Source organism: Empedobacter sp. UBA1574, assembly GCF_002322895.1.
Taxonomy (GTDB): Bacteria; Bacteroidota; Bacteroidia; order Flavobacteriales; family Weeksellaceae; genus Empedobacter; species Empedobacter falsenii_B.
The window spans coordinates 2,555-19,825 of the sequence record NZ_DCOI01000002.1; the positions used below are offsets into that span (position 1 = coordinate 2,555).

Annotated in this window: 16 protein-coding genes, 2 tRNA genes and 1 pseudogene; 9 read left to right on the forward strand and 10 right to left on the reverse strand. The window is 32.0% G+C overall.

Going from position 1 to position 17,271, the window contains the following annotated elements; translation table 11 throughout:
* Positions 1–387 precede the first annotated feature (387 nt).
* The 3 genes and pseudogenes from B3578_RS00210 to B3578_RS00220 form a co-directional block, all read left to right on the forward strand.
* Positions 388–552: pseudogene (locus B3578_RS00210) on the forward strand (DegT/DnrJ/EryC1/StrS family aminotransferase); the annotation flags it as partial.
* Positions 553–700: 148 nt separating this feature from the next.
* Positions 701–1,720 (forward strand): phenylalanine--tRNA ligase subunit alpha, encoded by a 1,020-nt coding sequence (gene pheS, locus B3578_RS00215; RefSeq protein ID WP_219034641.1) that lies wholly within the window; start codon positions 701–703, stop codon positions 1,718–1,720.
* Positions 1,721–1,803: 83 nt separating this feature from the next.
* Positions 1,804–3,309: an NAD(P)H-hydrate dehydratase gene (locus B3578_RS00220; protein ID WP_291046120.1), complete on the forward strand. Its 1,506-nt coding sequence runs from the start codon at positions 1,804–1,806 to the stop codon at positions 3,307–3,309.
* A gap of 22 nt (positions 3,310–3,331) precedes the next feature.
* Here B3578_RS00220 and B3578_RS00225 read toward each other — a convergent pair whose 3' ends face one another.
* Positions 3,332–3,841, reverse strand: a complete 510-nt coding sequence (locus B3578_RS00225) for a MepB family protein (protein ID WP_291046123.1) — start codon at positions 3,839–3,841, stop codon at positions 3,332–3,334.
* On the reverse strand, positions 3,842–4,909 hold the full coding sequence (locus B3578_RS00230) for an ABC transporter substrate-binding protein (RefSeq protein WP_291046124.1): 1,068 nt from the start codon (positions 4,907–4,909) through the stop codon (positions 3,842–3,844).
* A 190-nt stretch (positions 4,910–5,099) separates the two neighbouring features.
* Between B3578_RS00230 and B3578_RS00235 the strand changes: the two genes are divergently transcribed.
* Positions 5,100–5,173: transfer RNA gene (locus B3578_RS00235), tRNA-Arg, on the forward strand.
* A gap of 108 nt (positions 5,174–5,281) precedes the next feature.
* Here B3578_RS00235 and der read toward each other — a convergent pair.
* From der to B3578_RS00255, 4 genes are all read right to left on the reverse strand, one after another.
* Positions 5,282–6,589, reverse strand: coding sequence for a ribosome biogenesis GTPase Der (gene der, locus B3578_RS00240; RefSeq protein WP_219034644.1), 1,308 nt, complete (start codon positions 6,587–6,589; stop codon positions 5,282–5,284).
* A gap of 103 nt (positions 6,590–6,692) precedes the next feature.
* The gene (locus tag B3578_RS00245; RefSeq protein ID WP_180905607.1) at positions 6,693–7,121 is read right to left on the reverse strand and encodes an adenylyltransferase/cytidyltransferase family protein; all 429 of its coding nucleotides are present in this window, start codon (positions 7,119–7,121) and stop codon (positions 6,693–6,695) included.
* 35 nt (positions 7,122–7,156) lie between these two features.
* The gene (locus B3578_RS00250; RefSeq protein ID WP_038336510.1) at positions 7,157–7,507 is read right to left on the reverse strand and encodes a phosphomannose isomerase type II C-terminal cupin domain; all 351 of its coding nucleotides are present in this window, start codon (positions 7,505–7,507) and stop codon (positions 7,157–7,159) included.
* A 112-nt stretch (positions 7,508–7,619) separates the two neighbouring features.
* Positions 7,620–7,695: transfer RNA gene (locus B3578_RS00255), tRNA-Phe, on the reverse strand.
* A gap of 131 nt (positions 7,696–7,826) precedes the next feature.
* On the opposite strand from B3578_RS00255, the gene cls reads away from it, so the two are divergent.
* Positions 7,827–9,323, forward strand: a complete 1,497-nt coding sequence (gene cls / locus B3578_RS00260; protein WP_291046132.1) for a cardiolipin synthase — start codon at positions 7,827–7,829, stop codon at positions 9,321–9,323.
* Positions 9,324–9,357: 34 nt separating this feature from the next.
* Entirely contained in the window at positions 9,358–9,501 is a 144-nt protein-coding gene (locus tag B3578_RS00265; protein WP_160279606.1) for a hypothetical protein, read from the forward strand.
* A gap of 43 nt (positions 9,502–9,544) precedes the next feature.
* Here the strand turns inward: B3578_RS00265 and B3578_RS00270 are convergent, their stop codons facing one another.
* Positions 9,545–10,183, reverse strand: a complete 639-nt coding sequence (locus tag B3578_RS00270; RefSeq protein ID WP_291046135.1) for an HdeD family acid-resistance protein — start codon at positions 10,181–10,183, stop codon at positions 9,545–9,547.
* A gap of 175 nt (positions 10,184–10,358) precedes the next feature.
* On the opposite strand from B3578_RS00270, the gene B3578_RS00275 reads away from it, so the two are divergent.
* Complete coding sequence (locus tag B3578_RS00275; protein WP_291046137.1) at positions 10,359–11,684, forward strand: hydroxymethylglutaryl-CoA synthase family protein; 1,326 nt, start codon at positions 10,359–10,361, stop codon at positions 11,682–11,684.
* 35 nt (positions 11,685–11,719) lie between these two features.
* Here the strand turns inward: B3578_RS00275 and B3578_RS00280 are convergent, their stop codons facing one another.
* Positions 11,720–13,144 carry an MATE family efflux transporter gene (locus B3578_RS00280; RefSeq protein WP_291046138.1) on the reverse strand — a complete coding sequence of 475 codons (1,425 nt, stop codon included), beginning with the start codon at positions 13,142–13,144 and terminating at the stop codon, positions 11,720–11,722.
* 200 nt (positions 13,145–13,344) lie between these two features.
* On the opposite strand from B3578_RS00280, the gene B3578_RS00285 reads away from it, so the two are divergent.
* Together B3578_RS00285 and B3578_RS00290 are read left to right on the forward strand one after the other, a co-directional pair.
* Complete coding sequence (locus B3578_RS00285) at positions 13,345–15,459, forward strand: prolyl oligopeptidase family serine peptidase (protein ID WP_286495839.1); 2,115 nt, start codon at positions 13,345–13,347, stop codon at positions 15,457–15,459.
* A gap of 79 nt (positions 15,460–15,538) precedes the next feature.
* On the forward strand, positions 15,539–16,588 hold the full coding sequence (locus B3578_RS00290; RefSeq protein ID WP_219034651.1) for an NAD(P)-dependent alcohol dehydrogenase: 1,050 nt from the start codon (positions 15,539–15,541) through the stop codon (positions 16,586–16,588).
* A gap of 61 nt (positions 16,589–16,649) precedes the next feature.
* Here the strand turns inward: B3578_RS00290 and B3578_RS00295 are convergent, their stop codons facing one another.
* A complete protein-coding gene (locus B3578_RS00295; RefSeq protein ID WP_125349179.1) occupies positions 16,650–16,871 on the reverse strand; it encodes a hypothetical protein in 222 nt (73 codons plus the stop codon).
* A 30-nt stretch (positions 16,872–16,901) separates the two neighbouring features.
* Entirely contained in the window at positions 16,902–17,159 is a 258-nt protein-coding gene (locus B3578_RS00300) for a hypothetical protein (RefSeq protein WP_286495840.1), read from the reverse strand.
* Positions 17,160–17,271 lie beyond the last annotated feature (112 nt).

Here is a 17,271-nt window from a genome sequence, read left to right on the forward strand (position 1 = left end):
AAACTCTCACGTTAAGAAAATAATTTAAGTTTTAAGTATTGAGTTTTAAGTAATAAGTTTTTACAAAATTTATGAATGAAAAAAGGATTAGAAAAATGTCATATGATTTGGAGGCGAGAGTCAAAAAAGTTGAAAGTTATGGTTAAAATGTTTTACTGTTTGCGTAGCAAATGATCTAAAACATTGAATGACTAAAACTAATTTTGACCGTCGAAAATCAAAGACTTGATGTTTTGTAATCACATACTCTGTTTGCACAGACTTTGCATTAAGGTAAAAGTTAGAAGAAAAATAATAAAACAGGTTTTTAATTTCTCGAAAAAAATCGACATCCTCTACAAATAAAAGCCAGAATCCTCAGTAATCCTTTCCTTCGTGAATTAACGGAAACCAATGCATATGCAACCTGTCTTTGCTGATGCACCTTATTATGGAGGAACGGTAGCAGAAGAATTATTTGAAAATGGTTTATGTTTACCTTCTGGTTCTAATTTAACAGATGCAGAACGCGAACGAATTACAGCTAAAGTAAAAGAAGTATTTGGGAAATAATTTTCAAAAATATAATATCAATCAAATCCTCCTAAGTTTCTTAGGAGGATTTTTATTTATAAGAATTAGACGTTTTTAATAAAAGTACTCGAATAATTTGTTATAAGTTGATTATCGGTTAAATTTGTAATCAAATTGATCAGAAATTATGATTGACCAAATCAAACAATATATTGAAGAAGTAAAAAACTTCCATTCAACAAATGCTGCTGAAATTGAAGAATTCAGAATTAAATTTTTAGGAAAAAAAGGAATTTTAACAGACTTGTTTACACAGTTCAAATCTGTTCCGAATGAACAAAAAAAGGAATTTGGTCAAGTTGTAAATGAATTAAAAACATTGGCAACTGAAAAATCAACTGTTCTTAAAAATGAAATCTCAAACGAAGGAAAAACTGATTCTTCTTTAGATTTGACACGTCCTGGAGAGCCTTTTACATTGGGTTCTCGTCATCCAATTAACATTACAAAAAATCGCATAATCGAGATTTTTAATCGCATTGGATTCAGTGTATCTGAAGGGCCAGAAATCGAAGATGATTGGCACAATTTTACAGCGTTAAATTTGCCTGCACATCACCCTGCGAGAGACATGCAAGATACATTTTTCATCGAAACTAATCCAGATATTGTGTTGCGTACGCATACGTCGTCTACGCAGATTCGTCATATGGAGAAAAATCAACCTCCAATGCGTTTCTTAGCGCCAGGTCGTGTTTACCGTAACGAAGCGATTTCGTCTCGTTCGCATATGATGTTCCACCAAATTGAAGGTTTATACATTGACGAAGGTGTTTCGTTTGCAGATTTGAAACAAACGTTAAGTTATTTTACAACTGAGTTATTTGGTAAATCTGAAATTCGTTTACGTCCTTCATATTTCCCTTTTACAGAGCCTTCTGCGGAGGTTGACGTATATTGGGGATTAGAAACTGAAACCGATTATCGTATGACAAAGGGTACAGGTTGGTTAGAAATTATGGGATGTGGAATGGTAGATCCTAACGTTTTGCGCAATGTAGATATCGATCCTGAAAAATATTCGGGTTATGCATTCGGTATGGGAATTGAGCGTATTGCGTTGTTGTTGTATCAAATTGGGGATATCCGTTTGTATACAGAAAATGATAAACGTTTCTTAGAGCAATTCCAATCAGAATTATTTTAAGATTAATAGAATATAAATAAAAAAAGGAACTCAATTTGAGTTCCTTTTTTTATTTACTACCTTTATGTAAACAAATGTTATTCATGAAAATACTCAATTCAAAACAGATAAAAGAATGGGATCAATTAACGATCAAACATCAAAATATATCCTCTTGGGATTTGATGGAGCGAGCTGTATTGAAATTGACTGAAAATATAGTGAATGATATTCCATCTAAAGAATTACCAATTATTATTTTTTGCGGAAAAGGAAATAATGGAGGAGATGGATTAGGAGTTGCAAGAGAATTGAAAAAATTAGGCTATAAAACATTGATTTATATATTGAAATCAGAGAATTATAGCGAAGATAATTTAAAGAATCAACAACTTTTGAGTTCTAATGATTTACATTTTTTTAATTTGAATGAAGAGTTACAACTTCCTGAAAATTCAGTTATTATCGATGCTATTTTCGGAATTGGAATTAATCAACCTTTGCATGATGATTGGAATTCAGTCTTCAATCAAATAGCAGAGTCAAATCCGACGCAAATTATCTCGATAGATTTGCCTTCTGGTTTTATTGCTGATTCTCCTATGCAAAAATATTTTCCGTGTTGTAAATCAAATAAAACATATACTTTTCAGGTTCCTAAATTAGGTTTATTATTTCCTGAAAATCAGATTTACACCGTTGAATTTATTTTGTTAGATATTGGATTAGAACAAAATGTGAGTAATGAATTTGAGACAAATTATTATTTTATACAGAAAAATGATGTTCAGAAATTTCTAAAGAAACCAAGTCAATTTTCGCACAAAGGTACATTTGGTCATACGTTGATAATTGGTGGAAGTTTAGGAAAAATAGGTTCAATTATTTTAAGTGCAAAAGCAGCCTTGAAGACGGGTAGTGGTTTGGTAACGACTTATACTCCTCAATGTGGATTAAATATTTTGCAAACAAATTTGATAGAATCAATGAGTTTGACTGATGATTCAGAAAAACAAATTGAACATTTTCCTGAGATAAAAATTTATCAAGGAGTTGCTGTTGGAATGGGAATGGGACAACACCCAACTACAGAAGCAAATTTTATCAATTGGATTAAGAATCAACAACAACCTTTGGTGATTGATGCTGATGCATTAAATTGTTTAGCTAATCAGAAAGATTGTTTTACGTTGATTCCACAAGATTCAGTTTTAACACCGCATCCAAAAGAGTTACAACGTTTAATTGGAGAATGGGAAAATGATTTTGAGAAATTAGAAAAAGTTAAAAAACTTGCTGTTTTTCATCAATTGACATTTATTATAAAAGGTTTTTATACTGCAGTTATTACATCCGAAGGTAAAATTTATTTCAATTCGACAGGAAATTGGGGAATGGCAACTGCTGGATCTGGAGATACGTTGAGTGGAATTATTGCGTCGCTAATTGGACAAGGTTATCATTCATCAGAAGCTTCAATTTTAGGTGTTTATATACATGGATTGGCTGGAGATTTGGCTGTAAATAATATTCATCCACATAGTTTAATTGCGTCAAATATTAGTGATTTTATCAGTGAAGCTTATTTTTATTTGGATTCGAATTTTTGAAAAAATAACAAAAAAACGGAACTCAATTTGAATTCCGTTTTTTGTTGAATATCTTTTCTAACTTGGTTTTGTCAATTTGTTGATTGTTGACTTCTACGAAATAATCTTGTTGCCAATTTTGAGTTTTCTCCGCTTGTTTATTTTCAGGTTTTACCCAATTCGGATAAACTCTAAAACCTCTTTTTCCTTTTTTTTTAATTGAGGTCAAAATATGTTTTTCAATTAAAATTGATTTCGGAAAAATATAAAAACCTAGTTTAGAATTATCTTCTGCCGCAATAATGTAATAATCAAAACCATCATTTTCGTCGAAAGGTTCGGTTTGTTTAGCTGTATTTCGTTTCCATAATGTTACAAATTGACCAACTTTTTTAGGCGTAATTTTCGCTTTTCTAAATTTTATAGAAAACTCATTAACATTGAAATTATAACCTATATATTCGTCACCTTCTGCATCTTTTTCAAGAGTTGAAATGGATAAATTCGAAGATTTTAGAACAAAATCTTCGAATTTTTGAATAATTTCAGTCATTTATTTCAATTGTTGATAAAAGTATAAATCATAAGTTGGAAATAAATTTGGATAGAAAATTTTTCCTAAATCATTCAAAATAATATCTGGACGAAGAATTCCTTGCTCAAAATAATCATTCGAACCTTTTGCATTCATTCGTTTGTTGTATGCGTACACATTTCCTTTCTTAAACGCATCAAACCACGCATAATTTGGATAAGAAGCTTTCATTTCTGCCAAAGAATTCACGTTTGTTACATTAATCCAATAATTTGCAGATTTTCCAGCTGTATAAACTTCTTCAAATGTTAAGCTCAAACTATTTTCACCTGTTTTATTCTTGAAAATATAATTTCCTTTCGCATCGTCTATTAATTTTGCTTGCAACAAATCATTTGTCGGAACGTACCAAATGTCGCCATACATTGTATTGACAATTGTTGAAACATTACCTTCGGCTTTGGTTTGAATGATAGTTTTGATGGAGTCGTAATTATTTTTAACCGTTTCTACACGTTTTTCAGCTTCTGTATCTTTTCCGAATAATTTTCCGAAAACCTTCAAATACTCAACTTGTCCCAATGGGTTTTGCTCTTTGTATTCATCTAAATACAATACTTTTATCCCATTTTGTTCCAATTGTTGATGATATTTTGCCAAAACAGGATTTGAATTTGCAATAATCAATTGAGGTTTATTTTTTAAGATAATTTCTGTGAATAGTTCGTTTGAATTTCCAACTTTCAAGATTGATTTATTTGCGATTCCTTCTGCTATTTTAGGATTGTAAATAAAATCTGCATCGCAAACTCCTTTGATTAAGTCAAGACTTTCTAATTGATCTAAAAACGTAACGGCAGCAGAAGTTTCAACCATCACAGTTTTGATTGGCAAGTCTTTTTTATCAAATGAAATCGTATTTCCAGATGATTTTATCGTGATTGTTTCGTTGTTTTCTTCGATAGAAATATTTTTCGCAAACTGAAAAGTTGTATTTTCTTGTTCAGTTTTAACAGCTTCTTTCGACTGTTTACAACTACTAATGGCAAGAAGAACGAATGAGGTTAGAATAAATTTTTTAATCATTTGGATTGAATTTAGAGCAGGCAAGTTAAGAAATAGGATGAAATCATAAAAAAATATTTTTGTAAGCAATTGATTCGTTGTAAATTAAATTAATGTTTAGAATTTTTCTTAAAAAGATTAGGTTTTTACGATGAAAGTGCTGTATATTTGCATTCGAAAATAAAGGAAAATACTTTCAATTATTTCAAACGGCCGAGTGGCGCAACTGAATAGCGCACTTGATTACGGCTCAAGAGGTTACAGGTTTGAATCCTGTCTCGGTCACAAAAATGCTCAGCGTGAATCGTTGAGCTTTTTTTATGAATGTTAAATTCTATTGTTATCAATAAAAAAGTCCATCTACAAATTGTAAATGGACTTTTTGGATTTTTATTATTTCTTTCTGAAGTAAACTTCAACTGGAACTCCTTCAAAATTGAATTCCTTTCTCAATTGATTTTCGATAAATCGTTTGTAAGGATCTCTAATATATTGTGGCAAGTTACAGAAAAACGCAAATTGAGGCGTTTTTGTAGGTAACTGCGTTACATATTTGATTTTGATGTATTTTCCTTTTACAGCAGGTGGAGGTGTAATCTCGATAATCGGTAACAAGGTTTCGTTTAATTTACTTGTTTTGATACGACGACTACGATTCTCGTAAACTTCGATAAATGTATCAACAGCTTTCAAGACACGTTGTTTTGTAAGAGCCGAGATAAACAACACAGGAACGTCTGTAAAAGGCGCAATACGTTTTAGAATAGCATCTTTGTATTCTTTCATCGTATTGGTTTCTTTCTCCAATAAATCCCATTTGTTGATTAAGATGACAACACCTTTTCGGTTACGTTCTGCTAAATAAAGAATATTCAAATCCTGTGCTTCAATTCCACGTTCTGCATCAATTACTAAGACACAAACGTCGCATTCTTCGATTGCACGAACCGAACGCATGACAGAATAGAATTCTAAATCTTCGCTAACTTTTCCTTTTTTACGCATTCCAGCAGTGTCTACCAAAACAAATTCGTGTCCAAATTTATTGTACAACGTTTCGATAGAATCACGTGTTGTTCCTGCGATATCGGTTACAATATTACGTTCTTCACCTAATAATGCATTGATTAATGTAGATTTTCCAGCATTTGGACGACCTACGATTGTAATTTTAGGTAAACCTTCGAATGGATCAATGTGTTGTTCTTCTGTAAAACAATCTACCACATCATCTAATAATTCACCTGTTCCACTTCCGCTCATTGCAGCGATAGTGTACATTTTTTCGAATCCTAAGTTATAAAACTCATAAGAATCTTCTAAATTTTTGTTGGTATCGACCTTATTCACAACTAAGAATGTAGGCTTCTTAGTGCGTCTTAAAAGGTTGCCAACTTCCTTATCCATATCCGTTAAACCAACTTGATTGTCTACCATGAACAAAATTACATTTGCTTCATCGATAGCCAATTCAACTTGCTTGCGGATCTCTTCTTCAAAGGTATCATCTGAACCAACGACATACCCTCCGGTATCGATTACGGTAAACTCTTTTCCATTCCAATCAGATTTTCCATAGTGACGGTCACGTGTAACACCAGAAGTGTCATCAACGATAGCTTGTCTTTTTTGGATCATTCTGTTGAAGAACGTAGATTTACCAACGTTTGGTCTTCCTACAATTGCAACTATATTTGACATTTTGCAAAGGTATAATTTTTAGAATTATTTTTTACATTAATTTTTTGATTGAGAAAGTATTGTAAATAAAAAAGGTTAGACAAACTCTAACCTTACTCCATTTTTATTTTACAACTTTAAGAAGTTCTTTTTCAGCAACCACTTTTCTAAGTCCGGAACTTGAGAAACGGTGGTCTCTTGAATTGTAATACAATTCGATTCCTTTTTCTTCACAATATTTACGTCCTGTGAAGTTTTTGTCTTGGTATTCAATACCTAAAATACGCACATCGATTTTGAAAGATCTCAAAACGTCTTCCAAATCTTCTTCTGTTGCATAAGGCACAATTTCGTCAACAAATTTGCAACCTTTTAACTGAATGTAGCGTTCTACAACAGTTTGTGTTGGTTTGTTTTTTTCTGGTCGATCTAATGTTGGATCTGTTTGTAAACCTACAATCAAATAATCGCAATGTTGTTTTGCGTCTTCTAGCATTTTGATATGTCCCGCATGAAGCAAATCAAAAGCACTAAATGTAATTCCGATTTTCATAGTGAATTAGTTTAGTCTTTTATAGTTAGTTTTTATTAATCTTCAGATGATCGGTTGTAATCATCTTCAATTCGAATGATGTCTTCCTCACCAAAATACGTACCATGTTGAACTTCGATAAAAATTAGAGTCTCATTACCTATGTTCTGAATACGATGTTTTGCTTTTAATGGAATAATAACGACTTCACCTGCTTTGTATTCATATTCTTTATCATCAAGTGTTACCATTGCAGTACCCTGAACAATTGTCCAAACTTCTGCACGATGATTGTGGTATTGGTAAGACAAACGCCCGCCAACATTCACTTCTATTCTTTTTAATTTATATATATCGGTGTCCTCTAATACGTAGTACGAACCCCAAGGTCTATTTCCTATTTCCATGTTTTATGCAATTTACGGAATATTTAGATACAACTCTAAAATACTCGATGAATAAATTGTTATGTTCATTCAAAAAAAAAACCTCAAACACATGCTTGAGGTTTTATAAATGTGGTGGTGCCTCCAGGAATCGAACCAGGGACACAAGGATTTTCAGTCCTTTGCTCTACCAACTGAGCTAAGGCACCGTCATTTTGGATTGCAAATATAAGAAGGTTTATTTATTATTTCCAAAATTATTTTTAAATATTTTTTGTTAATTTTTTAAGCAGTTGATTTTTATTCATTTATTTTTATAAAAATTACGAATTGGTAACAAATGGAATGGTCAATTACACTTTTGCACATCTGGAATTTTATCAAAGAATGGTATTGGGTTCCGCTTACAATCCTTTATATAATGGTGATTGTTACTATTTTGATCGAAAATCGAAACCCTACTAAAACAATTGCATGGATACTGGTGATTGTTTTTCTACCGTTTATTGGAATAATCTTATATTTTTTCTTTGGACAGAAATTTAAAAAAGATGAATTTTTTAAACGTATAGATAAGAATCATCAAAAAATCATCAATGAAAAATGGGCTGAAATGGATCAATTTGTTCACGATGATTTAGATAAAGTAAATGCAAGAATTGGTTCTTTGTCACAGGTTTATCGTTATTTAAATAATGCAAGAGTTGCTTATCCTGCAACAAATAATAAAGTAAAGTTGTTGACAAATGGAGAAGAAAAATTTCCTCTTTTTTTGGAAGCTTTACGTGAAGCTAAAAATCATATTCATCTCGAATATTACATTTTTGATGAAGATCATATTGGAAATGAAATCATTGATATTCTCATTGAAAAAGCTAAAAATGGTGTAGAAGTTCGTGTAACTGCGGATGATTTTGGATCATCAAAACTGAATAAACATCACTCAAGATTTGATGGAACAGGTGTGGAGTTTCAAACATTTTTACCTGTTCGATTTTCTTCTTTAGCGAATTCTAATTACCGTAATCACCGTAAAATTTTGATTGTTGATGGTAAAAAAGCATTTTTAGGAGGAATTAACATTAGTGATAAATACATCAATCAAAATGGTGTAATAAGTCCAAATAATAAGATTTATTGGCGTGATACTTCTGTGATGATTGAAGGAGATTCTATCAATAGTTTGCAATTGCATTTTTACTTAAATTGGATGATGACGGAAGGCAAAAAGTATAATATTTCTGATTCAAATTATTTTTACAATTCTCAAAGTAAGATTTTTGAAGATGCTGCAACTGTTAGTTTCGGACTTTCTTCGCCTGGTAGTGATGTACATTCGGCAATGGAAGCGATGATTTTGGCAATTACTTTAGCGAAAAAGAAAGTGCAATTGTGTACACCATATTTTATACCAAGTGACGAATTTAAGACAGCGATGATGATTGCTGTTTCGAGCGGAGTAGAAGTGGAATTGATGATTCCTAAAAAAGGCGATTCAGTAATTGTACAACAAGCGTCGTTATCATTCCTGAAACCTTTGATGAAGCGGGGTGTGAAGGTTTATTTGTACGAAAAAGGATTTCTTCATGCCAAAACAATAACGGTTGATGATAAATTGGCTTTTATTGGAACAGTGAATTTAGATTATCGTAGTTTTATGATTAATTTCGAGATTACTTCGGTGATTGAAAATGCAACGTTATTACAACAAATGAGTGCTCAATTTGATATAGATAAAGAGGATTCAGAATTATTAACTCTTGAAAAGTGGGAAAATAGACCTTGGTATAACCGTGCGTTTGCATCGATTTGTAGATTATTAGCACCGATATTGTAAATATTTATTATATTTAATTTTAAATCAAGGTAATATGAAAAAGCTATCTTTGTTATCAATTGGAAAAATTGCTATGGGTGCAGTTCTTGCATATGGTTTCCTAAATTTTATAGATCAACCAGATGTTATGATTGAATCTTTTAAAACTGGATTTTTAGAAGGAATCTTGGGAAAATAAAACAAAAACCTCTATTTCAATTAAAGTAGAGGTTTTTGTTTTATTATTGATTTTTAAAATCTTCAATTTCTTTTCGAATTTCTTCGTATCGACTTCTCAAATCGTCTGAAATATTATTCGGGATATCTTTTATTTTCTTCAATTGAAGCGAAATAAAAATAGCAAATAATCCTGATGAAATTACAGCTAATCCAAGCCAAGCTACTGCTGTTAAACCTGCTAATTGTGGAGATGATAATAAAATTAGGGAAATGATTAATCCAATAATAGCTAAGAACAGAGAAATTCCCCAATCTTTTACGCCATAATTTTTTAGGTCGAAAGCATAACTAATTCCAGAAATTGAGCGGAATAAAATTAAAAATCCAACATAATAAGCAAAAACTTCTAAACTTAGAATTGGATTTACAACTAACATAAATCCAACAATAGTTGTAATAATTCCATATGTCAATGTCCAGCCCCAACTATCAATTTCATCTTTGTTCGAAATGGAAAAGATAATTTCTGAAATTCCTGAAAATAAAAACGAAACTGCAAAGAAGACTGAAAGTGCTACATATGATGCAGTAGGAAATGCAAAACAATAAATTCCTAATCCAACAAATAGTAATCCTATGATTAATAAAATCCACCAATATTTGATAGAGTTTTTAATTGATTTGTAAAAAGTACGTGCCATTTTGAAAATTGATATTTTAAATTATGCTCTTAAATTTAAGAAATATTATAATTAAAAGCATTCTTTTTTGAGTAATTTATAATGAAATTAGATTTCTTAAAATTCAGGATTTATTTCATGCCAGAATAAAATTAAAATACCCTTAACTTTGAAGTTCGCTTAAAAATCAACGAAAATGAAGTATGGAATAGAGGCGGCTTCTATCTACGTTCCGCATATATATTTACCAATAAAAGATTTAGCAATTCAACGCAATATTGATCCTGATAAACTTGAAATTGGTTTGGGTTTAAAGAAAATGTCTGTTTTAGATGTTCATGAAGATACAGCAACTATCGCTGCGAATGCTTTGTTGAAATTAATCACAGATTTTGATATAAATCCAACTGAAATCGGACGAATTTATTTAGGAACAGAAAGCGCTTTAGATGGAGCAAAACCAACCGCAACTTATGCAGTACAATTGGTAGAATCTGTTTTGGCTAAACAATTTGGTGAACGACCTTTTAGACATACAGATGTTGTGGATATGACGTTTGCGTGCGTGGGTGGAGTAGATGCGATGCACAATTCTATTGATTATGTTCGTGTAAATCCAGCTAAAAAAGCAATTGTAATTGCAGCCGATTATGCAAAATATGGCTTAGAATCGACGGGAGAATATACGCAAGGTGCTGGTGCAGTAGCGATGTTAATCTCGAATCAACCAGATTTGATTGCGTTTGATAACAATTGGGGAATTGGAATGGAATCTGTTTTTGATTTCTTTAAACCACATCAATCAACTTCTGATGAAGCGATTTTGAATGCTTTAGGAACAACAAAATCTGAAATCGAAATCTTTTCTGATGAACCAATTTTCGAAGGGCAATATTCTAACGAATGTTATAAGAATAGAGTAAGAGAAGCTTATTTTAATTTTAAAGAAAAAGTTGCTGTTGGAGGTAAATTGTACGAAAATTGGCGATATATTGCTTTTCACTTGCCTTATGCATTTCAAGGAAAAAGAATGTTTTCGGATGTTTTTGCGTTAGAAAATGGTCAAGATAATTCGAATGATAACTTGAAAATTGTTGCGAAATCGGATGAATATAAAGCTTTAATCAAAGAAAAAGTAGAACCAACTCAACGTGCTTCTTCTGAGATCGGAAATATGTACACAGCTTCTGTTTTCACGGCATTTTTATCGGCTTTACAAGTGAGTGCTGATAATGATGAAGAGTTGAATGGAAAAACTGTTGGATTTATTGCGTATGGTTCTGGATCTAAATCGAAAGTTTTTCAAGGACAAATTGGTGAAGGTTGGAAGAATGTGATGAATAAAATGGATTTGTTCAATTATTTGAATCAAAGAGAAGCAATTTCTTTTGAACAATACCAAGATCTACACAATAAAAATCTGAAAACATCTATTAATGATTCGAAAGGTTTTGCCTTAGATCGCATTGAAACTGAAATTCCAGATTTGAAAGGTGCAAGATATTATACTTACAAAGGATAGAAACATAAAAAAATCGCTCATTTGAGCGATTTTTTTTATACTATTTTCTGCTTCCATTTCCCTCGTTTAAAGAGAATAAATGCTAAAATTGCAATAAACGTTTCCGAAACAGGAATTGCTATAAATACGCCTTCTTCTTTCAAATTGAAATGATAAGAAAGTACATAAGCTAACGGAATTTGAAATAACCAAAATCCAACAAAATTGATTATCGTTGGTGTCATTGTATCGCCTGCTCCATTAAAAGCATTCATCATCACCATTCCAATTCCGTATAATAAAAAACCACTTGCCAAAATATACATTCCTTCTTTTGCAACAAGTTTGATATGCGCTTCTGTTGTAAATATCGAAACCAAATAATTGCTTAATCCATAGAAAATAACACTTACAATCAACATATAAATAATGTTGAATTTCATTGTCATTAAAACAGATTTTTCTGCTTTTTCGGGATCTTTATTTCCTAAATTTTGACCAACTAAAGTTGCTGCAGCATTGCTTAATCCCCAAGCAGGTAACATAAAAAACATCATCAGTCGTAAAGCTGTTTGATAACCAGAAGATGCAATTTCTCCACCAGATTGAGCAACAATTCGCGCAAGAATAATCCAACTACAACTTGCAATAATATATTGTACAATAGCAGGAACTGCAATTTTTACAATATTGATAATTAGTTTAGATTTTGGAACGAAATAACTCCATTTGATTTGAATTAATGAATCTTTTTTCGTTAAACCATACAATTGATAAACCACACCACCACTTCTACCAATTGCAGTAGCTAAGGCTGCTCCTTCTAATCCCATTTCAGGAAAAAAGAACCATCCGCGAACAAGAATTGGACACAGAATAATATTTATTCCGTTAGCTAACCACAAACTTTTCATCGCAATTGCTGCATTTCCAGCTCCGCGAAAAATTCCGTTAATCAAGAATAATAATACAATTGATAAACAACTTGCCATCATTATTTTAGTAAAATTCTTCCCGTATTCTGCGGCTTGTTCAGATGATCCCATCCAAATCAATAAATCTTTGGCGAATATAAATCCGAAAATACTCAACAGAATTGTAATGATTATCGATAATAAAATTGCTTGCGAAGCACTTTCCGAAGCTTTTTCGGGTTTCTTTTCTCCAATTCTTCGTGCAATAATGGCAGTTGCAGCCATACTTATTCCTATTGAAATCGAATAAACAATTGTTAATAAAGATTCTGTAAGACCAACGGTTTGTATGGCGAAAGCGCTTTCTTTTAAATGTCCTACAAAATATAAATCGACCAATGCAAAGACAGATTCCATCACCATTTCGAACATCATCGGAATTGCTAATAGAAAGACTGATTTTTTGATTGGTAACGCGGTTAAATCTAAGTTTTCGCTTGAAAAAGATTGTTTAATTAACGAAAAAATAGACCCAATTTTGGCTGTTAAAGACTTTTCTACAGTCATTTTTTTGGTTTTAAAAAAATTAAAAATACTTGATAAATTTTTAAATCAAAATGAATTTAACGTTAAGTTGCCGCGAAGTTGTAAGTATTCATTTCAATTAAAATCTGAGAGGATTTTGCCCAAAAATAAATCATTTTTTTCAATACCAATTTATCTTTTTGATTTTATTATCTTTACCAAAACAGCTATACTAAGAAGAAATGAAAAAAACTGCTTTTATTTTATTTAATGTTGCCCTTATGGTAGGAGTGAATGCACAGAGTTATAAGAAAAAGTATCCAGATTCAAAAAAAATTGATCATGTTGATACGTATTTTGGAGAGAATGTACAAGATCCATATCGTTGGTTGGAAGATGATTTGTCTGAAGATACTAAGAAATGGGTAATTGAACAAAATAAAGCAACTTATGCTTATTTGAATGAAATTCCATTACGTACACAATTGAAAAAATCGTTGACGGATATCTGGAATTACGAGAAAATTTCGACTCCTTTTAAAGAAGGAGATTATACGTATTACTACAAAAATGATGGTTTACAACAACACTCAGTTTTGTACCGTAAATTAGGTGAAAATGGAACAGAAGAAGTTTTTTTAGATCCGAATAAATTCTCGAAAGATGGTTCTGTTTCGTTGGCTGATGTTAGCTTTTCTAAAGATGGAAGCTTAGTTGCCTATTCAATTTCAGAAGGTGGATCAGATTGGAGAAAAGTAATTGTTCTTAACGCAAAAGATAAAACACAAGTTGGAGAAACATTGATTGATGTTAAATTCTCTGGAACAGCTTGGAAAGGAAACGACGGTTTCTACTATTCGTCTTATGATAAACCAAAAGGATCTGAATTATCTGAGAAAACAGATCAACACAAATTATATTACCACAAATTAGGAACAGCTCAGAAAAAAGATCAATTGATTTTTGGAGGAGCAGAAACACCTCGCCGCTATGTTGGTGCTTATTTGACGGATGATGAGCGTTTCTTAATTATTACAGCTGCAAATACAACAACTGGAAATGAGTTGTATTATCAAGATTTGTCTCAAGCAAATAGCCCAATCAAAACAATTGTGAATAATTTTGATACAAATACTTCTGTGATTGATAACGATGGAGAGACTTTCTACATTTTTACAAATAACAAAGCACCAAACAATAAAGTAGTTAAAGCAACTATTTCTGATTTGAGCGAAGCTGCTTGGAAAATAGTTATTCCAGAAACTGAAAATGTATTATCTGTTTCTACAGGAGGAGGTTATTTATTTGCTAAATACTTAAAAGATGCAATTTCGGTTGTGGAGCAATACAAATATGATGGATCAAAAGTCCGTCAAATTACATTGCCAGGCGTTGGTTCTGCATCAGGATTTGGAGGAAAAAAATCAGAGAAAGAAATCTATTTCGGATTTTCAAATTATATCACACCATCTACAAGCTACAAATACAATGTAGAAACGGGATCTTCGGATGTTTACATTAAACCAAATGTAAAATTTAATTCAGATGATTACATTTCTGAACAAGTTTTTTATACGTCAAAAGATGGAACAAAAGTTCCGATGATTATTACGTATAAAAAAGGATTGAAGAAAAATGGTAAAAATCCTACAATCGTTTATGGATACGGAGGATTCAATATTAGTTTAACGCCAGGATTTAGTCCAGCAACTGCTGCTTGGATTGAAAATGGTGGAGTTTACGCTGTTCCAAACTTACGTGGAGGTGGAGAATATGGTAAAAAATGGCACGATGGAGGGCGTCAATTCAATAAATTAAATGTTTTTAATGATTTCATTGCTGCTGCAGAATATTTACAGAAAAATAATTATACTTCACCAGATTTTACTGCATTATCAGGAGGATCTAACGGAGGATTATTAGTTGGCGCAACAGAAACAATTAATCCAAAAATAGCAAAAGTAGCATTGCCTGCGGTTGGGGTTTTAGATATGTTACGTTATCATACGTTTACTGCTGGTGCAGGTTGGGGTTATGACTACGGAACTGCTGATGACAGCAAAGAAATGTTCGAGTATTTGAAAGGTTATTCACCAGTTCACAATGTAAAAGAAGGAACATGTTATCCTGCTACATTAGTCACAACAGGAGATCATGATGATCGTGTAGTTCCTGCGCATTCGTACAAGTTTGCGGCTAATTTACAAGCGAAACAAGCGTGTGATAATCCAGTTTTAATCAGAATTGAAACGAAAGCTGGTCACGGAGCAGGTCGTTCGACAGAAGTTGTGATTAATGAAACAGCTGATAAATATGCATTCACTTTGTGGAACATGGGAATCAAAAAATTGAAATAATTATAATTTAATTCATTCAAAACCATCTGATTATTCAGGTAGATTTTTTAATTTTATAGGATTAAAAATTTTAAAAATAATGAACACAAAAACATACGCAGCGTTTAATGAAACTGATCCATTAGCGCCACACACAATAGAACGTCGACATTTACATGCGAAAGATATTTTTATAGATATCGAGTATTGTGGAGTTTGTCACAGCGATATTCATACAGCGAAAGGCGATTGGGGAAAACCAAATTATCCAGTTGTTCCAGGGCACGAAATTATTGGTCGAGTAAAAGAAATTGGTTCTGATGTAACAAAGTTTAAAGTTGGAGATTTGGTTGGAGTAGGTTGTATGGTAGAATCTTGTCAACATTGTCATTCTTGCGACGAAGGTTTGGAGCAGTATTGTGAAAATGGTTTTACAGGAACGTACAATTCTAAAAACTCGAAACATGGTGGAATCACTTACGGTGGTTATTCAGAAAACATCGTGGTAGAAGAAGATTTTGTGCTTCACGTACCCGAAAATATCGATGTAAAAGCTGCTGCGCCATTGTTGTGTGCGGGAATTACAACGTGGTCGCCTTTGCGTCACTGGAATGTAAAATCGGGCGATAAAGTTGGTATAATTGGTCTTGGAGGTTTGGGACATATGGGTGTTAAATTTGCAAAAGCAATGGGTGCACATGTTGTAATGATTACAACATCTGAGTCTAAAGGTGAAGATGCAAAGAAACTTGGAGCTGATGAGGTTTTGATTTCGAAAGATGCAACACAAATGAAAGCGCATGCAAATTCATTTGATTTTTTATTGAATACAATTCCTGTAAAACACGATGTTAATCCATATTTACAATTATTAAAATTAGATAAAACAATGTGTATGGTTGGAGCTATCGAGCCTTTAGATGCTGTTCACGGAGGTTTATTGATTATGAAACGTCGTAATTTAGCAGGATCTTTAATTGGAGGAATCAAGGAAACACAAGAAATGTTAGATTTTTGTGGAGAACATAATATTGTGTCTGATGTCGAAATGATCGATATTCAAAACATTAATGAAGCTTACGAGCGAATGATGAAATCTGATGTGAAGTACCGTTTTGTGATTGATATTAAATCATTGAAAGAATCTTAATCTTAGATATAGAAACAAAAAAATCCGCTTAACGAGCGGATTTTTTTTGAGTTTTTAAGTTCTATTTCGCAACAGAATCTTTTGTTGTTCCTGCTGGATTTACAGTTTTCGAAGAATCTACCGTAACTCCTTCTACAGAATCTGCCGAAGGAATTTCTGCTTTTTCAACATTTACAGAATCTTCAATAACTGTTGTTGGTTCTCCTACACTTGTTGGTTCTTGTTTACAAGAAATTGCTGTGAAAGAAATCGCTGCGAAAGCGAATAACGCTAATTTTTTCATTTGATTTTTTTGTTTAATCTATTCTACAAATTATTTTTTCTCTGTTGTTGTAGTCGTAGTTGTTTCAACTTTTACAGGAGTTTCTTTTACAACTGCCGAATCTTTGATAACAACAGAATCTTTTCCTACAGAGTCAATTTTTACAGAATCTTCGATTGTTGTAATCGTGTCATTTTTTACTTCTGTTTCAGTTTTTGTTTCTTTCGATCCAAATAAATTACAAGATGTTAGACCAAATGAAGTTCCGATTACTCCTAATACGATTACGTTTAATGCTAATTTTTTCATAACTTTAATTTTTGATATGTTTAATTGATTTTTTTTTCTTGATTTTTTCAATCATTTTGTTGAACCAAAGTTAAGCAGACATCAAAGTTTTTTGAAGTAAAATAGTTGTAAG

Coding starts and splice junctions, on each gene's coding strand:
- pheS (WP_219034641.1), top strand. CDS start 701: ATGATTGACCAAATCAAACAATATATTGAAGAAGTAAAAAACTTCCAT.
- B3578_RS00220 (WP_291046120.1), top strand. CDS start 1,804: ATGAAAATACTCAATTCAAAACAGATAAAAGAATGGGATCAATTAACG.
- B3578_RS00225 (WP_291046123.1), bottom strand. CDS start 3,841: ATGACTGAAATTATTCAAAAATTCGAAGATTTTGTTCTAAAATCTTCG.
- B3578_RS00230 (WP_291046124.1), bottom strand. CDS start 4,909: ATGATTAAAAAATTTATTCTAACCTCATTCGTTCTTCTTGCCATTAGT.
- der (WP_219034644.1), bottom strand. CDS start 6,589: ATGTCAAATATAGTTGCAATTGTAGGAAGACCAAACGTTGGTAAATCT.
- B3578_RS00245 (WP_180905607.1), bottom strand. CDS start 7,121: ATGAAAATCGGAATTACATTTAGTGCTTTTGATTTGCTTCATGCGGGA.
- B3578_RS00250 (WP_038336510.1), bottom strand. CDS start 7,507: ATGGAAATAGGAAATAGACCTTGGGGTTCGTACTACGTATTAGAGGAC.
- cls (WP_291046132.1), top strand. CDS start 7,827: ATGGAATGGTCAATTACACTTTTGCACATCTGGAATTTTATCAAAGAA.
- B3578_RS00265 (WP_160279606.1), top strand. CDS start 9,358: ATGAAAAAGCTATCTTTGTTATCAATTGGAAAAATTGCTATGGGTGCA.
- B3578_RS00270 (WP_291046135.1), bottom strand. CDS start 10,183: ATGGCACGTACTTTTTACAAATCAATTAAAAACTCTATCAAATATTGG.
- B3578_RS00275 (WP_291046137.1), top strand. CDS start 10,359: ATGAAGTATGGAATAGAGGCGGCTTCTATCTACGTTCCGCATATATAT.
- B3578_RS00280 (WP_291046138.1), bottom strand. CDS start 13,144: ATGACTGTAGAAAAGTCTTTAACAGCCAAAATTGGGTCTATTTTTTCG.
- B3578_RS00285 (WP_286495839.1), top strand. CDS start 13,345: ATGAAAAAAACTGCTTTTATTTTATTTAATGTTGCCCTTATGGTAGGA.
- B3578_RS00290 (WP_219034651.1), top strand. CDS start 15,539: ATGAACACAAAAACATACGCAGCGTTTAATGAAACTGATCCATTAGCG.
- B3578_RS00295 (WP_125349179.1), bottom strand. CDS start 16,871: ATGAAAAAATTAGCGTTATTCGCTTTCGCAGCGATTTCTTTCACAGCA.
- B3578_RS00300 (WP_286495840.1), bottom strand. CDS start 17,159: ATGAAAAAATTAGCATTAAACGTAATCGTATTAGGAGTAATCGGAACT.